We start from the raw sequence: 18,796 nt of genomic DNA, 5'->3' as shown, positions 1-18,796 counted from the left end.
GCGGCCCCCGCCGCCGGGGCGCCGGTCACCGCGGTGGCTCCAGTTTCACGCCGACCCCCCGCAGCGTGTGCAGATAGCAGGGGTTGGCAGCGGTTTCGCCCAGTTTCCTGCGCAGCCAGGACAGATGGACGTCGATGGTCTGGTCGTCGCCGTAGCTCTGCTGCCAGACCTCGGCGAGCAGTTCCTTGCGGGGTACGACGACGCCGGGCCGCCCGGCGAGGAAGGCGAGCAGGTCGAACTCGCGCCGTGTCAGGTCGAGCCGGGTGCCGTCGAGCTCGGCCTGGCGGCGCAGCGGGTCGACGGTAAGACCGCCGACCCGGAGCACCTGGCGCGCGGGCTGCTCACCGCCCGCGCCACCGCGGGAGCGCCGCAGCACGGCGGCCATCCGGGCGGACAGGTGCTCGACGGAGAACGGCTTGGTCAGGTAGTCGTCGGCACCGTCGTTGAGGAGGCGGACGATCTCCCCCTCGTCGTCCCGCGCGGTCGCGATGATCACGGGTACGTCGGTGATGCCGCGCAGCATCTTCAGCGCCTCGGCGCCGTCGAGGTCGGGCAGGCCGAGGTCCAGGATGACGACGTCGAAGCGGAAATGGGCCACCTCGCGCAGCGCCTCCAGGGCGGTGCCGACGCTCCGTACGGTGTGGGAGGCGTCGGACAGATGCCGGATGAGGGCCGAGCGCACGAACTGGTCGTCCTCGACGACGAGCACACTTGCCATGGGCGGCACCGTACGCCATGCGGGGGATCCGGACGCCGTGCGGGACTTTTGGCCCGGACATGGGTCCGATGTCCGGTAAGGGCGCCTGCGTAAAGGGGTGTCCGGGGCGCGTCCGGCACGTGTCCGGGGCCAAGCGGAAGGCGGGACTCCTGGTTCCCGGCCCGGCCCGTGGTGCAGTATGGCCCGCGATGCGCAGGGGTCTCGTACACGCCGTCGCGTGGTCGCTCGCCACGGGCGCGGCGGTCACGCTGTCGTGGTGGGGCGTGCACACGGTGATGGCGGGCACGGCCTACGACCCGCCGCGCGCCGTGCCGCTCGCGGCCGGTGACCGCGCCACCGACCCGCAGTCGTCGTCCACCCACCGCCCCGGCCCGGGGCCGGGCGGCAAGCCGTCGAAGGACCGCGGTCCTGCCGGGTCCTCGTCCCCCGCCACCAAGGCCCCGGACGGCGAGAAGGACGGCAAACACCCACCCGCGGAACACTCGGACGCCCGAAGCGACGAGCCCGGCGGCCGATCATCCTCGGGGCCCGCGCACCCCCGCTCACCCGGTTCCGGTTCGTCCGACGGCGTCAAGGGCTACACCACCGACGGCGGCCGCGTCGTCCTCGACCTCGGCGCGTCCTCCGCGACGCTGGTGTCGGCGTCGCCGTCGGCGGGCTGGTCCATGCGGGTGTGGAAGGCGTCGAGGTGGATCCGCGTGGAGTTCGCGTCGGGTGCCGATCGGGTGTCGGTGTTCTGCACCTGGCACGACCATGCGCCACGGGTCGACATCAACACCTACTGACCGCCGCTGTTGACGGCTCGGACCCGTGTGCGCGGCGACCTCAGCGGAACACGGACGGCGGCGGGGCGGGGGACGCCACGGCGCGCGCGTCCGTGACCGCCGTGGCGCCGCCGCTGAAGTCGGCGAGGGCGCGCCCGTGTTCGACCCGGGCCGGGTGCGGGTCGCCCGCGCTGCGCCGGGTGAGTTCGGCGACGGGCAGCGGCTGTCCTGCGGCGAGGAGGACGGCGTTGCCGAAGCGTCTGCCGCGCAGGACCGCGGGGTCGGCGACGAGGGCGAGCTCGGGGAAGACATCGGCCGCAGTGGCGAGTTGGCCGCGCAGATAGGCGAGCGGCGGCCCGTCGGCGAGGTTGGCGGCGTACCAGCCGGTGGGCTTGAGGGCCCTGCGGACGTCGGTGAGGAACTCCGTGGTGGTCAGGTGGGCGGGGGTGCGGGCGCCGCTGAACACATCGGCTATCACGAGGTCGGCCCACCCGTCCGGGACCTTCGCGAGCCCTTCCCTGGCGTCGGTGTTGCGTATCCGGACGCGGGCCGCGGGGTCGAGCGGCAGGGCGCGGCGTACGAGTTGGACGAGGGCGGTGTCGCGTTCGACGACCTGCTGGGTGGAGCGGGGGCGGGTCGCGGCGACGTAGCGGGCGAGGGTGAGGGCGCCGCCGCCGAGGTGCACGGCGTGCACGGGCCTGCCGGGCGGGGCGACGAGGTCGGCGATGTGGCCGAGCCTGCGCTGGTACTCGAAGTCGAGGTACGTGGGGTCGTCGAGGTCGACGTGGGACTGCGGGGCACCGTCGACGAGCAGAGTCCAGGCTCCGCCCCGCTCCCGGTCCGGCATCAACTCGGCAAGCCCCCCGTCGACCTCCTCGACCAGAGCCTCCCGAACCTGCCGCCCCCGCCTGTTCCGCGCCATCACCCCATTATCGCCGGGTGGGCAAATTTCAGCCCGTCCGGCGTTTGAGGACGAGCCGCGGAGCGGCGACAGCGGGGCAAGGGGCGCAGCCCCAGATACGGCCACGACCACCCCCTACCGGCAATTGTCAGCAGCCTCGATCGTCCGCGCAGCCTCCCCGAGGGCGGCCCGAAGCACAGCGGGATCCGTCACGGGCTCGGGCCCCCCGAACCCCCCGGGCGGCACCAGCCACCCGGCCCCCACACCGGGAGGCGAAGGCACCGGATCCGGACCCCGCCCCGCCCCCGGACACAGCCCCGCCCCCGGCGAGAGAAAAGCGCCACGACCGAAGGTCTGGGTACAAGCGCTGCCGGGAAGGTCCCAACCATCCGCAGTGCCGGCCGGTACAAGAAAGCCAAGGGTGTCGCAGCCCCCGTCGTGCAGGACGGGCCCCACGCCCTCGTCCCCGACCCCCCGGCGCAGGATGTCCACGGCCTCTAGGCCCTGGCGCGCGGGCACGGTCACGAGGTCGCAGTTCTCGTGACCCTCGTGGTCCCCGTGGCCCTCGTGGTGCCCGTGGCCCTCGTGGCCCCCGGCGCGGACCGGGCCCCACGGCCCGACGCAGCCGGGCCCCGCACTGCGATCCTGGCTCGGCCAGTGCCGTGCCGTCGTCAGCGCACCCCCGGATACGCCGCTCTCCGTGCCGAATTCCAACAAGGGAACCTCCTCGACGGGGCGGAAGCCGCATCGCTCCCTCTCCACATGGTTCAACGCGCGGGGGTGCGAACGGCTACGGCGCCACGCCGCCGCAAAGGATGGCAGATCATGGCAGATCACGGGTGAGATATCCCGTTTGTAGCCAAACTACGCGTGCCGGCAGATTCCCATTGGGTACGTTCATGCCCCGCCGGACAGGCCCACAGCACGCACGCCGACCGGTCGGCGCCGGCCCACGGGCGGGCGGCGCCGCGGCAGGGGCGCGCGGCGCCCCCGGCACGGCCCCCAGCGAGAGGATCCGGTATGGCGTCGTCGGCATCGTCAACTCCGCCTCCGCGACCGAATCTCACGTTCCGGCAACTGCGCGGGCAGCGCTCACCGGGCGAGTTCGCGGCCGCGGTACGGCGGGCCGCGCGCGAGATCGGCGAGCGGGTGAGCTGCGACGCGCGGTACGTCGGCCGCGTGGAGGCGGGCGAGATCCGCTGCCCCAACTACGCCTACGAACGGGTGTTCCTGCATATGTTCCCCGGCCGGACACTGACGGACCTGGGCTTCGCACCGCGCGCGGTGGTACGGGGTCGGGGGGCGCGCGGCGCCATGGACGCGCGCGGGGCGGATCCCACGTACCGGGATGACGGATCGGGGGCCAGGTACACGGGCGACAGGCCCACCGAGAACACCGGCGACCCGGGCGGCAACATCGGCACCGGTGCCGACGACAGCGACAGCGCCAGCGCCAGCGCCAGCGCCAGCGACCCCAGCGACCCCAGCGACCACGAGGAGAGCGACGTGCGGCGTCGCGCATTCATGACCAGCGGCACGGTCACCGTGGCCGCCGCGTCCCTGGGGGCCGTCGGCCTCCCGGCGGGCGGCGTCGCCGCGGCCCGCGTGCCCAGGGGGCGCGGGTTCCGCAGGGCGGGCGAGAGCGAGGTGTGCGCGGTCGAGGACGCGGTCCGTGAGATCCGGCTGCTCGACGACCGGCACGGCGCCGACGGCCTCTACCGGCGTGCCGCCAATCCGCTGCGCACCGCGTACGCCCTCCTCGACGCGGGCACCACCCGGCGGGCCGGGCGCAGGGTGGCCGACCGGCTGTACTCCGGCGCGGGCGAACTCGCGATCTCCGTGGGTTGGCTCGCGCACGACTCGGGCCGCTTCGACGACGCCCGCTCGCACTACGCGGAGGCCCTCGCCACGGCCCGGTTGGCCAACGACCCGGCCCTGGAGGCGCACGCGTTCTGCAACACCGCGTTCCTGGCCAGGGACACGGGGCGGCCCCGGGAGGCGGTGCGAGCGGCGCAGGCGGCGGCTCGGATCGCCCGGAACCTCGCGTCGCCCAGGTTCCTGTCCCTGCTCGCGCTGCGCGAGGCGGGCGGCTGGGCCGGGCTCGGCGACCACGCGGGCTGCCGACAGGCGCTCGTCCGCGCACACGCGCTGTTCGACCGGGGCCCCGCCGACACCGACCCGGAGTGGATGACCTTCTACGGGCCCGCGGAACTGGCGGGCCTGGAGGCGCAGTGCTGGTCTGCGCTCGGCCAGTGGGACCGCGCGTCGCGGCACGCCCAGCGGGCGGCGGGCACGGCGGCGGCGCTGACTCCCGAGTTCACCCGGAACATCGCGCTGTACACCGCGGAGCTCGCCGACGACCTGGCCCGCGCGGGCCGCCCGGACGAGGCCGCGGACGCCGGGCTGCGGGTGCTCGCCCTGCTCGACGAGGTCCAGTCGTCACGGATCGCGTGCATGCTGGCGACGACCGCGCGGCTGCTGCTGCCGCACCGGCTCGCCTCCGGAGTGACGGACTTCCTGGAGCAGCACGCCGCCCGCGCGCGGGTGTGAACCGAGGCAGCACGCCGCCCGCGCGCGGGTGTGACCGGGGCAGCACGCCGCCCGCGCGCGGGGTGAGCCGCCGGGGAGGCACGGTCCCCGCGCGGACAGCGGTCCCGGGCGCTCAGCCCGTCAGGTGCCCGGTCTCGTTCCAGGACTCCAGAGCGGGCTCTCCGTAGGCCCAGCCCAGGACCGAGAGAGACGTGGGGTTGAGGCGGATACGGGACGCGAAGTCGATGTCGTAGCCGAGCCAGCGGGCGGCGATGGCACGCAGGATGTGGCCGTGGGCGAAGACCAGCACGTCGCGGTCCGTCTCGCGCGCCCAGGCGACGACCTCGTCGGCCCGCGCGGACACCTGCGCCAGCGTCTCGCCGTCCGGCACGCCGTCGCGCCAGATGAACCACCCGGGGCGCAGCGCCTGGATGTCGGCGGGGGTCAGACCGTCGTACGCGCCGTAGTCGAACTCCATGAGCACGTCCCACTCCGCGGCCCTGTCGCCGAAGCCGGCGAGCTCGCACGTCTCCCGCGCGCGGGACAGCGGGCTGGTGCGCACCTCCACTCCGGGGAGGCCGTCGAAGGGCGCCCGGTGCAGCCGCTCGCCCAGGAGCTTCGCGCCGCGCCGGCCCTCTTCCAGAAGAGGGATGTCGGTCCTGCCGGTGTGCTTTCCGGACAGTGACCACTCGGTCTGTCCATGCCGGGCCAGCAGGATGCGCGGTGCCATGAGAAGAAGCCTTTCTCTTGTCTGTTCCCTCCATCATCACTCACACGGCGAGGGAGCAACCCGAGCCGCGATCTCTGCGTCTTTGACGACCAGGGGATGGCTGGTCGGCCTTCGCGTGGGCCGTAAAGTGGCCCATCGGTCGTACGCCGAGAGAACCGAGCGGGAACAGCGCGCAATGAGATGGGGGACCCACCGGATGCCGCGATTCAAGGCACTAGGCGCCGGCGACGGCGGCATATCCGGGAACGGAACGTCCCGCCTCCGGCTGCGCTGGTGGACTGAGCTGCCGCTGATCCTGCTGGTGTACGGGGCCTACTCGGCGGGCCGGCTGCTCGCGCGCGGAGACGTCACGACCGCGGTGGACCACGGCCTGTCCCTGCTGCGCATCGAGAAGGCGGTGCACCTCAACCTGGAGCACCCGCTCAACCGGCTCTTCACGGCGCACGCGTCGCTCGGCGTCCCCGCCGACTTCTGGTACGCCTCGCTGCACTATCTGGTCACACCGCTGATCCTGATCTGGATGTTCCGCAGCAGGGCGGTCCACTACGCCGCGGCCCGCACCTGGCTGATGGTCTCCACGCTCATCGGCCTGGTCGGCTTCACGCTCATGCCGACCTGTCCGCCGCGCCTTCTGGACGTCAAGTACGGCTTCGTCGACACGATGGCGCAGTACAGCGACTGGGGCTGGTGGGGCGGTCAGGCCAGCGCGCCGCGCGGCCTCGGCGGCATGACCAACCAGTACGCGGCCATGCCGAGCCTGCACGTCGGCTGGTCGCTGTGGTGCGGTGTGATGCTGTGGCGGTACGGCCGCACGCCGCTGGCGAAGGCGGCCGGCGTGATCTACCCGCTGTTCACCACCATCGTGGTCATGGGCACCGCCAACCACTACTTCCTGGACGCGGTCGCCGGTGCGGCCGTGATGGGTGTGGGCCTGCTCCTGGTGAAGCCCGTGCGACGGGCCGCCGAGCGGGTCAAGGGACGGCTGCGGCCGATCGTCGTCGCCGCGGTCGGCACGCGCCCCGCCGCCACCGGACAGCGTTCCGCGAACGCCCCGGCGGCCTCTTCCGCCACGGAGTCCTCGATTGTCAGTGCCGGATGCCAGACTTCGGCGGGTGAGCGAATTCCCCACCAGCGCAAGCTCGGCGCCGACCCGGGCGCCGGCAAGTCCGCGGGCAACCCGGGCGGCAGACCCCGCGGGAGCGAGGGCGCCGGACCAGCGGGCCGCCCCGCCGACCCCGCAGGCATCGGGGACGGCGCTGCGGCAGCGGCTCGCGGAGCTGCGCGGACCTGACGTACCGCCGCAGCCCCTGGACGCCCGCGCCCTGGCGGCGCTCGCGGCGAACCCGGGCTGTCGGCGGCGCGCCGTCCTGGACGGCGCGGGCGTGCCGAAGGCGGCGCTCGCGCAGTCGCTCGGTTCCCCTTCGGGCTTCGGCCAGTCGCAGTTCGCCTTCATGCGCGGGCATGCCTTCGAGGCACGGGTCAAGTCCGACGGCGGTGCCGAGCTGCTGCGCCTGACCCACGCCTGCCTGGGCGGCGGCCCCGAGCCGGAGCCCGGCTCGGCACAGGTGCCCGACCTCTCGGCGGCAGGGCCCCGGGGCCGCGCGGGCCGCACGGAGATCGCCCTGCGCGAGGCCACGGCCGCCGGTGCCTGGACGCTCCTCGACCACCCGATGCTGGCCCTGGACGTCGCGGGCACGCCCGCCTTCCTGGAGCCGGACGCCGTGGTCGTCGCGCCGGACGGAACGTGGACGGTCGTCGAGATCAAGTCCTTCCCCATGATCGACGGCGCGGCCGACGCGGCGAAGGTGGGCGCGGCGGCACGCCAGTCGGCGGTGTACGTACTCGCCCTCGACGACGTCGCCGCGCGGATGGCGGCGGACGGCGAGCGCGCGCCCGAGGTCCGCCGGCACGCGCTGCTCGTCTGCCCCAAGGACTTCTCGAACCTGCCGGCCGCCTCCGCCGTGGACGTCCGCAAGCAGTGCGCGGTCACGCGCCGCCAGTTGTCCCGGCTGACCCGCGTCGAGGACATCGCGGCCACGCTGCCGCCCGGCCTGACCTTCGACGTGGCCCGCCCCGCCGACGAGTTGTCCGCCGCGGTCGACGCGGTCCCCGCGACCTACGCCCCGGAGTGCCTGGCCGCCTGCGAGCTCGCCTTCCACTGCCGCGAGCAGGCCCGCGCGCGGGGCGAGCTGACCGCCCTCGGGCGCTCGCTCAGAGCCGACCTCGGGTCCCTCACCACCATCGAGGAGACCCTCGCGGCGGCGCGCGGCGACGCGGGCGACCCCGACGACCCCGCGGTGGCGGCGCTGCGCCGGGCCGGCGCGCTGCGCGCGGAGGCACTCGCGGGAGGTGCCCGTTGTCCCTGATCGACGACCTGGCCAGGCTCGAAGCGGCGGCATCGGGCCGTGCGCGCCCGCGGGCCACCGTGCGCCACCGCCATCTCTCCGAGCGCCCCCTGGTCTTCGTACCGCTCACCACGGCGGGCGAGGCGGGCGCGCCGCTCGGGGCCCTGATCGGCACCGAGCGCACCTCACCGCGGCTGCTCACGGTCGCCCAGCCCCGCGACCGCGACCTGCGCTTCGCGTTCCTCGCCCAGCTCGCCGAGATCCTGCTGCCGTACGTGGAGTCGTTCGCGGACGACGTCGAGGCGGCCGAGCGCACGGAGACCGATCCGGAGACCGGCAAGCGCGTCAAGATCGAGACGGAGCTGTGCGCGGACGCCCCGCAGCTCATCGTGCCGAGCCGGGCGGGCGTCGAGTTCGTGCGGCTGCTCGGCCGCTCCATGCGGTTCCGGCGGACGGCGGAGCAGGACCCCGACGCGCCATATCCCGCGCCCCCGCGCGTGCCGCTGCTCGGGCGCTGGCTGACGCACTACGGCGAGCGCTCCCGTGTGCCCGGCTCCGCGCTCCTGCTCGCCATGACCGACCTGCTGTCGCGGCATTGGGCGACCGGCCAGTCTTCCCTGGAGGAGCAGCATCTGGGGGCGCTGCTCGCGTGGATCGAGGCGCCCGACGGCACGTCGGGCGAGGCGGCGGCGCTCCGCGCGGAGCTGGCGCGGGACGCCGACGGGCAGTTGCTGTGCCCGCCGGCCGGGCCCGCCACGGACCCGGCGTTCGACAACGACCTGCTCGCCCCGGCCATCGAGCGTTACGACCGGGCGCGCTCCGCCCTGGCCGCCGCGGTGGACGGCGTCGAGGCGGACGCGCTGCTCGCCTCGCTCACCGCCGCCGAGCGGGAGATCGACGCCCTGGTGGCGAGCCGCACCCGCCCCACCTGGGACGCGGTGTGGCGCGGCCTCGACGCGCTGTGCGCCCTGCCCGAGGCGCCGAGCGCCGTCGACCGGTGGCGCGGCGACCGCTGGTCGTTCACGGGGCACCGCGACCGGGTCGCCGCAGGCGAGCCCCCGCAGCCCCGGGTCGACGACGCGGTCACGGCGGCCAGCAAGCTCGCCACGCGCGAGCGCGAGCAGGCCAGGCTCGACGCCCAGGAGGCCCTGGACGACCCGCTGGTGATGGCGGGGCGCAGACTCGCGGGCGAGGCCTTCGCCGGTGAGGTGACGGACGTCGTCATGGCGTACAGCGAGGGCCGTTCGCCCCGCCCCCGCCCGCTGATCACCGTCCGCACGGCCGACCGGCCGCATCTGGACACCGGCGTGAAGGTGTACCGCTCCCTTGACGGCAAGGCCCAGAGCGCGCAGTTCGTGACGTACGCCGTCGAGGGCGAGGACGGCGAGAGCAGCGGGGCCGCTGAGAACAGCGGAGCCGCTGAGAGCAGCGGTGACGGCGACGGCAGTCTCGTGATTTTGCGCGTCCTGGACAAGATGGGGCGCGGCAAGGAACCCGATGCCGGGTCCGTGCCGGAAGTGGGCGACCGGCTGTGCTGGACGCTCTTCGAGCACGAGCAGCGGGGCGGTCCCAAGCTGCCCGATCCGGAGGACACGCCCTGGACCCACGGCGGGCCCCCGCAGTCCGCGGCGACGCCGTCCGGCGGGCCCGCCCCCGGCGAGAGCCCGGACCCCGTGACCGCGGAGGATGTCCTGTGACCACGCCACGCCCCTCTTCACCTCCCTCACCCCCCTCACCCCCCTCGCCTCCCTCACCCCCCTCGCCTCCCTCACCCCCCTCGCCTCCCTCACCCCCCTCGTCCCTCTCGCCCCTCCCGCCCTCTTTCGATCCCGGCGCGGAGGCGGGCCGCGCCACCGACGCGATCCTGCACGACACGCTGCACGGCACGCACCGCGGTGTCGTCGTGGACTCCCCGCCGGGTGCGGGCAAGTCCACGCTCGTGGTGCGGGCCGCACGGGAACTGGCCGCGGCGGGACGGCCCCTGATGGTCGTCGCCCAGACGAACGCCCAGGTCGACGACCTCGTCCTGCGCCTCGCCGAGAAGGACCCGGAGCTGCCGGTCGGGCGCCTGCACAGCAGCGACGCCGACCCGTACGACAAGGCGCTCGACGCGCTGCCGAACGTGCGCAAGTCCGCGAAGGCCGCCGACCTCGCGGGGCTCGACGTGGTCGTGTCCACCGCCGCGAAGTGGGGGCACGTCAAGGGCGTCGAGCCCTGGGGCCACGCCATCGTGGACGAGGCGTACCAAATGCGGTCGGACGCGCTGCTCGCCGTCGCCGGGCTCTTCGAGCGGGCCCTGTTCGTGGGCGACCCGGGGCAGCTCGATCCGTTCGCGATCGCCGAGGCGGACCAGTGGGCCGGGCTCGCCTACGACCCCTCGGCCAGCGCCGTGACGACGCTGCTCGCGCACAACCCGACGCTGCCGCAGCACCGCCTCCCCGTCTCGTGGCGTCTTCCGGCGTCCGCGGCGCCGCTGGTGTCCGACGCGTTCTACCCCTACACGCCTTTCCGCAGCGGCACGGGCCACGAGGACCGGGCGCTGAGCTTCGCCGTACCGTCCGACGGCTCGGGCCCCGACCGGGTGATCGACGAGGCCGCCGTCTCCGGCTGGGGCCTCCTGGAGCTGCCCGCCCGGCACACTCCGCGCACGGACCCGGAGGCGGTGCGGGCCGTGGCCCTCGTGGTGCGGCGGTTGCTCGACCGGGGTGGGGCGGCGACGTCCGAGCGGTCGCCCGACCCCGTTCCGGTCACTGCCGACCGGATCGCGGTGGGGACCGCGCACCGCGACCAGGCCGCCGCTGTGCGGGCCGCGCTCGCCGCTCTCGGTGTCGTGGACGTGACGGTCGACACCGCCAACCGCCTCCAGGGCCGGGAGTACGACGTGACCGTCGTGCTGCACCCCCTGTCCGGGCGCCCCGACGCCACCGCCTTCCACCTGGAGACGGGCCGCCTGTGCGTACTCGCGTCGCGGCACCGGCACGCGTGCATCGTGGTGTGCCGGGCCGGCGTGGAATCCCTCCTCGACGACCACCCGTCCACGGACCCGGTCCGCCTTGGGGTGACGGTCAAGTTCCCGGACGGCTGGGAGGCGATGATGTCCACGTGGGATCGCTGGTCCGAACACCGGGTCGTCTGGCGTCCTTGACCCAGGGGTGGCGGCCTGCGCCGTACACGGTCCGGCGTTCGGACTGCGGTTGGTCATGCGTTGGTCACGAGACCAGCCTGCGACGAGGCAGCTTCCTTCTCTTCCTCGCGGCTACCGCATGTGGGCTGCTGTCCCGAGTTTCCTGTTCTCTCAACTGGGCCACCTCGACCCGCCTGTCACAGCGTCGGGAGGATCGAACGTGTGGGCGGTAGGGGGCACCGAGAACGTCTTAGTGCAGGGCTGATCAAGCCCGCGAAGCTCGTGCGCGGCACCTGGGAGGAGCCGAAGGAAGCGGCGGAATGGCTCGGGCAGCAACTGACCGAGTACGCCCCCCGGTTCAGCTCCGCTCGCCCTGGCCGGACGCGGAGGCTCAGCAGACGGTTGTAGCTGCCGCCAAAGCCGCAGACGCGTCTGCCGGGCCACCGAGCACACGCGACCGCGGCCCGTCCGTGGTCGCTCGCGCCGTTCCCCGCGCCCCTGGGCTGGGCACAGGACTGCGGGCGCGACGGGCTTGCGTGGGGAGGGGACAATGGCTGTTGGCCACGCGGCGTACGACGAAAGGACAACGACATGGCGGAGCCACCGCGGCCCCGGTCCAGCCAGCGCATGCGCCCCGCTCCGCTCCTCTTCGAGCCCGCGGAAGCCGCGTCCGACCCCGAGCACTTCTTCGACCTGGAGTCGCTCGACGACCCGCACGAGCTGCTCGCCCGGGCCACCGAGCTGACCCTCGCCTTCCGCGCGGCGACCGACCGCTCCGTCGAGTTCCAGGCCATCGCCGCCGCCCAGCTCGCCGACCCGCGCCGCTTCGACCGGCTCACCACGGCCGACATCGCCGAGCGCGCCCAGTGGACCGAGGACTACGCGAAGAAGATGGTCGAATTCGGCCGCGAGCTCATGCGGGGCGATCCGGGCGCCGCGGGCTCCGCGGGACCGGCGGCGGGTGCGGGACCTCGCTGACCCTGCCGGGTCCCAGACACGGGCCCCGGGCACGGGTCTGAGCCCCAGGCACGGGTCCGACTCCAGGCACGGGTCCGGTCACCAGGCAACGGTCCGATCCCCAGGCCGAGTCGGCTGACCCCCGGCGGCGGGCTCGGCACCGTACGAGTACGGGATCTCCCGGCATATGCCGGTGGGGGAAGGTACCGCACCCCGGCCGCACCCGTCCCGGGTTTTCGCAACTCTGTGGTACGAGGCGCTCACCCCCGGTAGATGTAGACCCCATGAGCAGCCTCCCCCGCACCCACCCCGCCCCCACGAACGCCTGCGACGTCACCCCCGCGGGCGCCGCCTGGCTCACCTCCGCAGAAACGTATCCGCAGGGGCTGCTCGCCGACTGGAGGGCCCGGCCCACCGCCCCGGCCGTCCTGCCCTGCGGCACCGTCTTCGACGTGGTCAGCGTGGGCGCCGTCTTCGGGCGGCGCATGGTCGACCGGTTATGGCACGAAGGCCCCGGCTCCGGACCCGTCGCCGCCCACCGCGGCCGCGTCCTGCTCTTCGCCGCCCCCGGCACCGCGCACCGGCTGCCCTCCCTCCTGCGCTGGGAGGAATGGGGCCCCGCCGTACCGTCCCTGCTCTGCCACGGCGCCGGCGACGCCGTCACCGTGCCGCCGCTCACCTCCCGCCACGACCCCGACGACCGGCTCGCATCCCGCTGGCTCGTCGCCCCCGACACCCGCTCGCCCCGGCTCCCCGGACCCGAAGTGGTCCTCTGGGCCTGCGTCCGCGCCGCCCGCACCGCGGGCGCGTCCGCAGTGCGTATATCGATTTTTCCCCGCAGCGATCAGGGTGCTAAGGTCTACGACGTCAGCAGGCGCCGCTAGCTCAGTTGGTTAGAGCAGCTGACTCTTAATCAGCGGGTCCGGGGTTCGAGTCCCTGGCGGCGCACGACAGCGATGGCGAGGCATGTCCACAGAATGCGTGGACATGCCTCGCCATCGTGGTTTTTGCGCGGCTTCGCCGCGCGTTGTGGGGGCTTCGCCACCCACACCCCCATCTTGGTCGGCCAGGGGCGTCCCATGCGTTGGCCTCGGGGTGGCTCGGTGCGCGAGGGCGGCTCGGCGGGGGGCGGCAAGTATGGGTCTCGGCGGCGCATGCGGGTGTCGGGGTCGGTGTCGGGGTCGTCGTCACGTCGGGGTGATGGTGAAGGTCCAGGTGCCCGACGGGGTCCTCGGTTCCACCTTCAGGGTGACATGCGTGCCGGGCACGGTGAACGTCTCGCCCGCTCGTACGGGGGCGTCCGCCAACGGCGGGTAGACCGAGTCGTCGCCGCACGCCTCCGACCGGGGGTGGGCGTCGATCACCTCCACGGGGCCCCGGCCCGACGCCGTCTCGCTGCGGACGCGGTACACGAGCAGCCCCTCGCTGCACGTGGCACGGTCGTTGCCGACGGCACCCCGCGCCTCCACGGCCACCACACTGCCCCGGCCCGTACGGACCACCGCCAGCCTCGCGGCGCCCGCGCCGTCGCGGCGGGGCGGCGCCGACAGCGGGTCGAGGGTCAGTCGCTGCGGGCCGTCCGCCACGCACACCACCTGCCGCTGGCGCAGCCAGCCCAGCTTCCACTTGTGCCAGCCGAACAGATCGGGCGCCAGACCGAACTGGCTGCCCATGACGTCCCAGTCCCCCACGTGCGTGTCCCAGTCGCCCTCGCCGTCCGTCGGACGGTGGTAGAGGTCCGGCAGATCGAAGACGTGGCCCGTCTCGTGGGCGAGGACGTTGCGGTCCGGGGGGTGCCGCTCGAAGAGCGTGACGATGCGGCGGATGTCCGTACCGTCCGCACGCATCGGACGGTCGAAGTTGACGACCTTCGTGGCGTCCGAATCCACGCCCGGAGCATCCGGATCGGCCACGAAGTACACGATGTCGTACGCCGAGAAGTCCACCCGCGGATCCGCCGCCGCCACCGCGTCCCGCAGATAGGCGGCCCGGTTCCGCGGATCCCAGTCCCGCTCTATGGCGTACGCGGACGACTGCTCCGGCATCTTCACCCATTCGGGTTGCGGATGGGGACGCAACCGGAACCGCCCGTACGAGGCCCGCTCGAAGAACTCGCTCGTGGCCGGGAAATAGTCGGCCGTCAGCTCGTCCGGCGTCGTCAGCGGCGGGGAGTCCGGGAAGGACAGGAAGACCATGACGGCGTCGAGCTCCCGGGACGGGCGCGGGTAGCCGGAGTGCCAGGTGTCCAGGCCCTCGGAGTGGTGCGCGGTCGTGCGGCGCAGCGCGCAGGGGCCCGCCTCGCCATGGGCGGTCGCCGGTCCTGCCACCAGCGATGTGGCGGCGAGAGCGGTCAGGCAGGTGGCCAGGATCCCCACCGTGCGCAGGCGCCGCCGCTCCCCTTCACGGGTGAGCATCCACCAGGGGAGCTGACGCTCCACGTCGACCTCCGGGTGCGGAATGCGGGACACCCCACCCACCTTGTGGTGGTTTATTGAAGATCGCCCAGTTTGTCTGACCCGGTCGAGTGAGGACCGGCCAGGATGCGACACTCCGACCGCTCACCGAACGTCACAACCGGTCGTCCTGCGGAGAAGCCCGTACAGGGCCGAGCAGAAACGATCTGTCGGGGGCTTCGGCGGGCCTCGCCCGGCGCACCACGGCTGGAACGGCCCGACGGCGTGCCTCTATGATCGGCACACTTTCCCGGCCCCGTCGGCCGCCCGCCAACCGGGCGACCGTCTCCCCGGACCCGCCAGGACGCGGGGCCCCATCGACCTGCTCGACAACGATTGCACTGCGGGAGCAAGCGGTGAACGGAACCCCTCAAGGGCCGACCGCCACAGCGGTCGCAGCACCCGGCCGCGCCTGGCCTGTCGTCACAGAGCGTAATCAATTGGGCCCGTCCGGCCCCCTCGCCCCGTACACAGCGGACCATCGCGACACGGCCGACTATCGCGACACAGTCGGCTACTGCGACTCGGCCGACCGTCGCGACACCGTCGGCTACCGCGACTCGGCCGACCGTCGGGACACAATCGACTGTCGGGACACAGTCGACTCTCGCGGCACAGCCGACTACCGCGCCGCTTTCGCCGCGGCCCCCCTCGCCCTCGCCGTCGTCGACCGCGAGGGCCTGGTCGTCGGTGCCAACGACGCGCTGGCCGACCTGCTCGGCGCGGACGCCGCCGACCTCACCGGACGGATCGCCGCCGACCTGGTCGACCTGGCGTCCGACGCCCGCACCTGGCACGCGTACCGCGAGGTGCTCCGCGGCAGACAGGCCAAACTCCGCTGTGCCCGCCGTCTCAAACACCCCGACGGGCACTCGCTGTGGACCCAGATCACCGTCTCGCCGCTGCCCGGCGGCAGCGAGCGGCGCGGCGCGGGCACCGTCCTCCTCGCCGCCGCCGACATCAGCGCACGCCGCGATCTGCAGGCCCGCCTTCGGCATCTGCAGATGCACGACCCGGTGACCCGGCTGCCCAACCGCGCGCTGTTCTTCGAGCGCCTCACGTCCGCCCTGGAAGCGGGCGCGTACGACGACACGAGCACCGGCCGGATCGGCCTGTGCTATCTGGACCTCGACGGCTTCAAGGCCGTCAACGACACGCTCGGGCACCGCGTCGGCGACCGGCTGCTCGCCGCCGTCGCCGATCGCCTCACCGCCCTCGCCGACGAGGCCGGGTACGGCAGGGCCTCGGTGCCCCTGGTCGCACGGCTGGGCGGGGACGAGTTCGCGCTGCTCGTGGAGGACTCCACGGGCACCGACCAGTTGACCGAACTCGCCGAGACGGCCCTGTGCGCGCTCCAGGAACCCTTCGACCTGTCCGGGCAGCGCCTTTCCGTGTCCGCCTCCATCGGCGTCGTCGAGCGGCGCGCCGCCGGCACCACGACCACCGGTCTGATGCAGGCCGCCGACACCACGCTGTACTGGGCGAAGGCCGACGGCAAGGCGCGCTGGACGCTGTTCGACCCCGAGCGCAACGCCCACCGCATGACCCGTCAGGCGCTGGCCAGTTCGCTGCGCCCGGCCGTCGAGCGCGACGAGTTCGTCCTCGACTACCAGCCACTCGTGGGTCTGGAGGGCGGCGGGGTGAGCGGGGTCGAGGCGCTGGTGCGGTGGCAGCATCCGCAGTTCGGCCTGCTGACGCCGAATCGGTTCATCGGACTTGCTGAAGAAGACGGTTCGATCGTCCAGTTGGGCCGCTGGGTGCTGCGTACGGCCTGTCGGCAGGCCCGCCGCTGGCAGCTTGACCACCCCGATCGGGAGCCGCTGTTCGTGAGCGTGAACGTCGCCGTGCGCCAGGTCTGGGACTCCGATCTGGTCGCCGACGTCGCTGACATCCTGGCCGAGACCGGCCTCGCACCCGAGCTGCTCCAGCTCGAACTGACCGAGTCCGCCGTCATGGGTTCCGCGGGCCGCCCGCTACAGGCGTTGCAGGCGCTCAGCGACATGGGGGTGCGCATCGCCATCGACGACTTCGGCACCGGGTACTCCAACCTGGCCTACCTCAGCCGCCTCCCCGTCTCCGTCCTGAAGCTCGACGGCTCCTTCGTACGGGGCTTCCAGTACGACGAGGGCTCGTACGAGGAGGCCGGCGCCCACATCAACCCCGCCGACGAGGTGATCGTCGAAGCCCTCGTCCAGCTCGCCCACCGGCTCGGGCTCACCGTCACCGCCGAGTGCGTGGAGACGTCCGGGCAGGCGGAGCGGCTGCGCAAGATCGGGTGCGACACCGGGCAGGGGTGGCTGTACTCGCGGCCGGTGGCGGCGGAGCGCATCTCCGTACTGCTCGGCTCGTGCGAGGCATAGCGCGGCGGCGTTCCGCGACGCGGAGCCCGAGGTGTGGCGCGAGGCGTCACCCCTCGGGGTGCGGGGCGTCGCCCGTCGTCACACAGACCCGGACGAAGTCCCGTACCACCGGGGGAACCTGCGCTCCCCGGGCGCACGCCACGGGCCGCCCGACTACGCCGGTCACGAAGCCGACGCGCAGGACACGCTGGGCACGGGCGGCCGCACCGCGGGTGGCGCTCCGGGCCGCGCTCCGGGCCGCGCCCCAGGCGTCGAGGACGGCGGGCGCGGCGGCGACGAGCGCGGTGCCCGCTTCGGTGAGGGCGAGACCGGCGGGGGTACGGGTGAACAGCTCCGTGCCGAGGCGGGTCTCCAACTGCCGGATCTGCCGGATCTGCCGGGTCAGCGCGGGCTGCGGGAGGCAGAGACGCCGCGCGGCACGGGCGAGGTCGCCCTCATGGGCGACGGCGGTGAAGTGGCGCAGCAGCCGGGTGTCCATGTCCATGCCCGACGGGCGCGGGGGACGGCGTCGGGGCGGCAAGGCCCTTGCGGGCGGGGGGAGTTCCTCGGCGGCGTGCGCGAACGCGGCGGCGACGAGGCAATGCCCTTGCGGGCGGGGAGAGTTCGGGAGGTTCCGGGATGCGGGTAAGGGTGTCCCCCACCCTCGTCGGGGGGGCTGCGGATGCGGGTGCCGCCCCCACCCCCGTCGGGGGCGGCACCCTCGGTGGCCGGATCAGGACGGGCGGGGCAGACCGTAGGCGTCGGCGATGAGTTCGTAGCTGCGCAGGCGCACCTCGCCGCTGTGCGCGTTGGCGGTGAGCATCAGCTCGTCGGCGCCGGTGCGCTTGGCGAGGTCGTCGAGGCCGGTGCGGACCTGGTCGGGGGTGCCGTGCACGACGTTGGAGTTCCAGTTGGTGACGAAGTCCCGCTCCATCTCGCTGAACTCGTACGCCTCCGCCTCCTCCGGGGTGGGCACGAGACCGGGGCGCCCTGTGCGCAGCCGGACCATGTTCAGGGCGGCGGCGAGGACCTGGCGGCGGGCCTCCTTCTCGTCGTCGGTGGCGAGCGCGGAGACGCCGATGAGGGCGTACGGGGCGTCGAGGACGGCAGAGGGGCGGAACGACTCCCGGTACAGGTCGAGGGCCGGGATCGTGTTCTGCGCGGAGAAGTGGTGGGCGAAGGCGAAGGGCAGGCCGAGCACACCGGCGAGCCGGGCGCTGAAGCCGGAGGAGCCGAGCAGCCAGACGGGCGGGCGGTGCGGGGACTGCACGCCGCCCGGGGACGTGGCCTGTACGGGGCCGGGGACCGCGTGGATGCGGGCGTAGGGGTGGCCGTCGGGGAAGTCGTCGTCGAGGAAGCGGGTCAGCTCCGCGAGTTCCTTGGGGAAGTCGTCGGCGCCCTCGCGCAGGCTGTCGGTGCGGCGCAGGGCCGCGGCGGTGGCGCCGTCCGTGCCCGGGGCCCGGCCGAGCCCGAGGTCGACGCGGCCCGGGGCGAGCGCCTCCAGGGTGCCGAACTGTTCCGCGACGACCAGCGGGGCGTGGTTGGGCAGCATCACGCCGCCGGAGCCGAGCCGGATACGGGTCGTGTGGGCGGCGAGGTGGGCGAGGATCACGGCGGGCGAGGAGGAGGCCACGCCCGGCATGGAGTGGTGTTCGGCCACCCAGTGCCGGTGGAATCCGCGGGACTCGGCCAGCTTGGCGAGGTCGACGCTGGTGCGCAGCGCGTCACTGGCGGTGCGCCCGGCGCCGACGGTCACGAGGTCGAGCACGGACAGCGGCGCGGGCGCGTCCCCGAGCCGCTCGGCGCGGATGCCCTCGCGGACGGCCGCGTCCCGGGCCGCCCCGCCGGTGCCCTGCGTGTCGTCGGCCCCGCCGGTCCCGCCTTGGTCGGTCTGCTCCACTGCCACCGGGGTCCTCCTGCTGTTCCGTCTGTTCCG

The 18,796-nt window shown here is 73.8% G+C and carries 16 protein-coding genes and 1 tRNA gene; 10 read left to right on the top strand and 7 right to left on the bottom strand.

Going from position 1 to position 18,796, the window contains the following annotated elements; genetic code table 11:
• Positions 1–25: 25 nt before the first annotated feature.
• Positions 26–718 carry a response regulator transcription factor gene (locus tag IG78_RS0115475; protein WP_030563363.1) on the bottom strand — a complete coding sequence of 231 codons (693 nt, stop codon included), beginning with the start codon at positions 716–718 and terminating at the stop codon, positions 26–28.
• A 188-nt stretch (positions 719–906) separates the two neighbouring features.
• On the opposite strand from IG78_RS0115475, the gene IG78_RS0115470 reads away from it, so the two are divergent.
• Positions 907–1,503, top strand: coding sequence for a hypothetical protein (locus IG78_RS0115470; RefSeq protein WP_030563361.1), 597 nt, complete (start codon positions 907–909; stop codon positions 1,501–1,503).
• A gap of 40 nt (positions 1,504–1,543) precedes the next feature.
• Here IG78_RS0115470 and IG78_RS0115465 read toward each other — a convergent pair whose 3' ends face one another.
• Together IG78_RS0115465 and IG78_RS51345 are read right to left on the bottom strand one after the other, a co-directional pair.
• The gene (locus IG78_RS0115465) at positions 1,544–2,404 is read right to left on the bottom strand and encodes a spermidine synthase (RefSeq protein ID WP_030563359.1); all 861 of its coding nucleotides are present in this window, start codon (positions 2,402–2,404) and stop codon (positions 1,544–1,546) included.
• Between the two features lie 114 nt (positions 2,405–2,518).
• Positions 2,519–3,097, bottom strand: a complete 579-nt coding sequence (locus tag IG78_RS51345; protein WP_030563357.1) for a hypothetical protein — start codon at positions 3,095–3,097, stop codon at positions 2,519–2,521.
• Positions 3,098–3,403: 306 nt separating this feature from the next.
• Between IG78_RS51345 and IG78_RS0115455 the strand changes: the two genes are divergently transcribed.
• Positions 3,404–4,933, top strand: a complete 1,530-nt coding sequence (locus IG78_RS0115455) for an NsdA family TPR-like regulatory protein (protein ID WP_030563356.1) — start codon at positions 3,404–3,406, stop codon at positions 4,931–4,933.
• Positions 4,934–5,045: 112 nt separating this feature from the next.
• On the opposite strand, the gene IG78_RS0115450 is transcribed toward IG78_RS0115455, so the two are convergent.
• Entirely contained in the window at positions 5,046–5,642 is a 597-nt protein-coding gene (locus IG78_RS0115450) for a histidine phosphatase family protein (protein ID WP_030563354.1), read from the bottom strand.
• Between the two features lie 196 nt (positions 5,643–5,838).
• Here IG78_RS0115450 and IG78_RS0115445 point away from each other — a divergent pair, with 196 nt between their 5' ends.
• The 7 genes from IG78_RS0115445 (at position 5,839) to IG78_RS0115415 (ending at position 13,016) form a co-directional block, all read left to right on the top strand.
• Positions 5,839–6,933 carry a phosphatase PAP2 family protein gene (locus IG78_RS0115445; RefSeq protein WP_051852658.1) on the top strand — a complete coding sequence of 365 codons (1,095 nt, stop codon included), beginning with the start codon at positions 5,839–5,841 and terminating at the stop codon, positions 6,931–6,933.
• A complete protein-coding gene (locus IG78_RS0115440; RefSeq protein WP_078964966.1) occupies positions 6,899–8,008 on the top strand; it encodes a hypothetical protein in 1,110 nt (369 codons plus the stop codon). Before IG78_RS0115445 ends, IG78_RS0115440 begins: the two co-directional genes overlap by 35 nt.
• Positions 7,999–9,684, top strand: coding sequence for a hypothetical protein (locus tag IG78_RS0115435; RefSeq protein WP_030563348.1), 1,686 nt, complete (start codon positions 7,999–8,001; stop codon positions 9,682–9,684). Before IG78_RS0115440 ends, IG78_RS0115435 begins: the two co-directional genes overlap by 10 nt.
• A gap of 164 nt (positions 9,685–9,848) precedes the next feature.
• Positions 9,849–11,132 carry an AAA domain-containing protein gene (locus IG78_RS0115430; protein WP_051852680.1) on the top strand — a complete coding sequence of 428 codons (1,284 nt, stop codon included), beginning with the start codon at positions 9,849–9,851 and terminating at the stop codon, positions 11,130–11,132.
• A 570-nt stretch (positions 11,133–11,702) separates the two neighbouring features.
• Positions 11,703–12,089: a hypothetical protein gene (locus IG78_RS0115425; protein ID WP_030563344.1), complete on the top strand. Its 387-nt coding sequence runs from the start codon at positions 11,703–11,705 to the stop codon at positions 12,087–12,089.
• Positions 12,090–12,352: 263 nt separating this feature from the next.
• A complete protein-coding gene (locus IG78_RS44920; protein WP_030563342.1) occupies positions 12,353–12,952 on the top strand; it encodes a bifunctional DNA primase/polymerase in 600 nt (199 codons plus the stop codon).
• Positions 12,943–13,016, top strand: a tRNA-Lys gene (locus IG78_RS0115415). The genes IG78_RS44920 and IG78_RS0115415 overlap by 10 nt, the downstream gene beginning before the upstream one ends.
• Before the next feature lie 239 nt (positions 13,017–13,255).
• On the opposite strand, the gene IG78_RS0115410 is transcribed toward IG78_RS0115415, so the two are convergent.
• On the bottom strand, positions 13,256–14,482 hold the full coding sequence (locus IG78_RS0115410; RefSeq protein ID WP_051852679.1) for a M6 family metalloprotease domain-containing protein: 1,227 nt from the start codon (positions 14,480–14,482) through the stop codon (positions 13,256–13,258).
• Between the two features lie 395 nt (positions 14,483–14,877).
• On the opposite strand from IG78_RS0115410, the gene IG78_RS0115405 reads away from it, so the two are divergent.
• A complete protein-coding gene (locus IG78_RS0115405) occupies positions 14,878–16,881 on the top strand; it encodes a putative bifunctional diguanylate cyclase/phosphodiesterase (protein WP_107054911.1) in 2,004 nt (667 codons plus the stop codon).
• 46 nt (positions 16,882–16,927) lie between these two features.
• On the opposite strand, the gene IG78_RS42160 is transcribed toward IG78_RS0115405, so the two are convergent.
• On the bottom strand, positions 16,928–17,365 hold the full coding sequence (locus IG78_RS42160; RefSeq protein ID WP_078964934.1) for a helix-turn-helix domain-containing protein: 438 nt from the start codon (positions 17,363–17,365) through the stop codon (positions 16,928–16,930).
• 228 nt (positions 17,366–17,593) lie between these two features.
• Positions 17,594–18,670: an LLM class flavin-dependent oxidoreductase gene (locus tag IG78_RS0115395; RefSeq protein WP_030563335.1), complete on the bottom strand. Its 1,077-nt coding sequence runs from the start codon at positions 18,668–18,670 to the stop codon at positions 17,594–17,596.
• Positions 18,671–18,796: the final 126 nt, after the last annotated feature.

Source organism: Streptomyces aureocirculatus (genome assembly GCF_000720475.1).
GTDB lineage: Bacteria > Actinomycetota > Actinomycetes > Streptomycetales > Streptomycetaceae > Streptomyces > Streptomyces aureocirculatus.
This window is presented reverse-complemented; position numbering and strand designations above follow the sequence as displayed.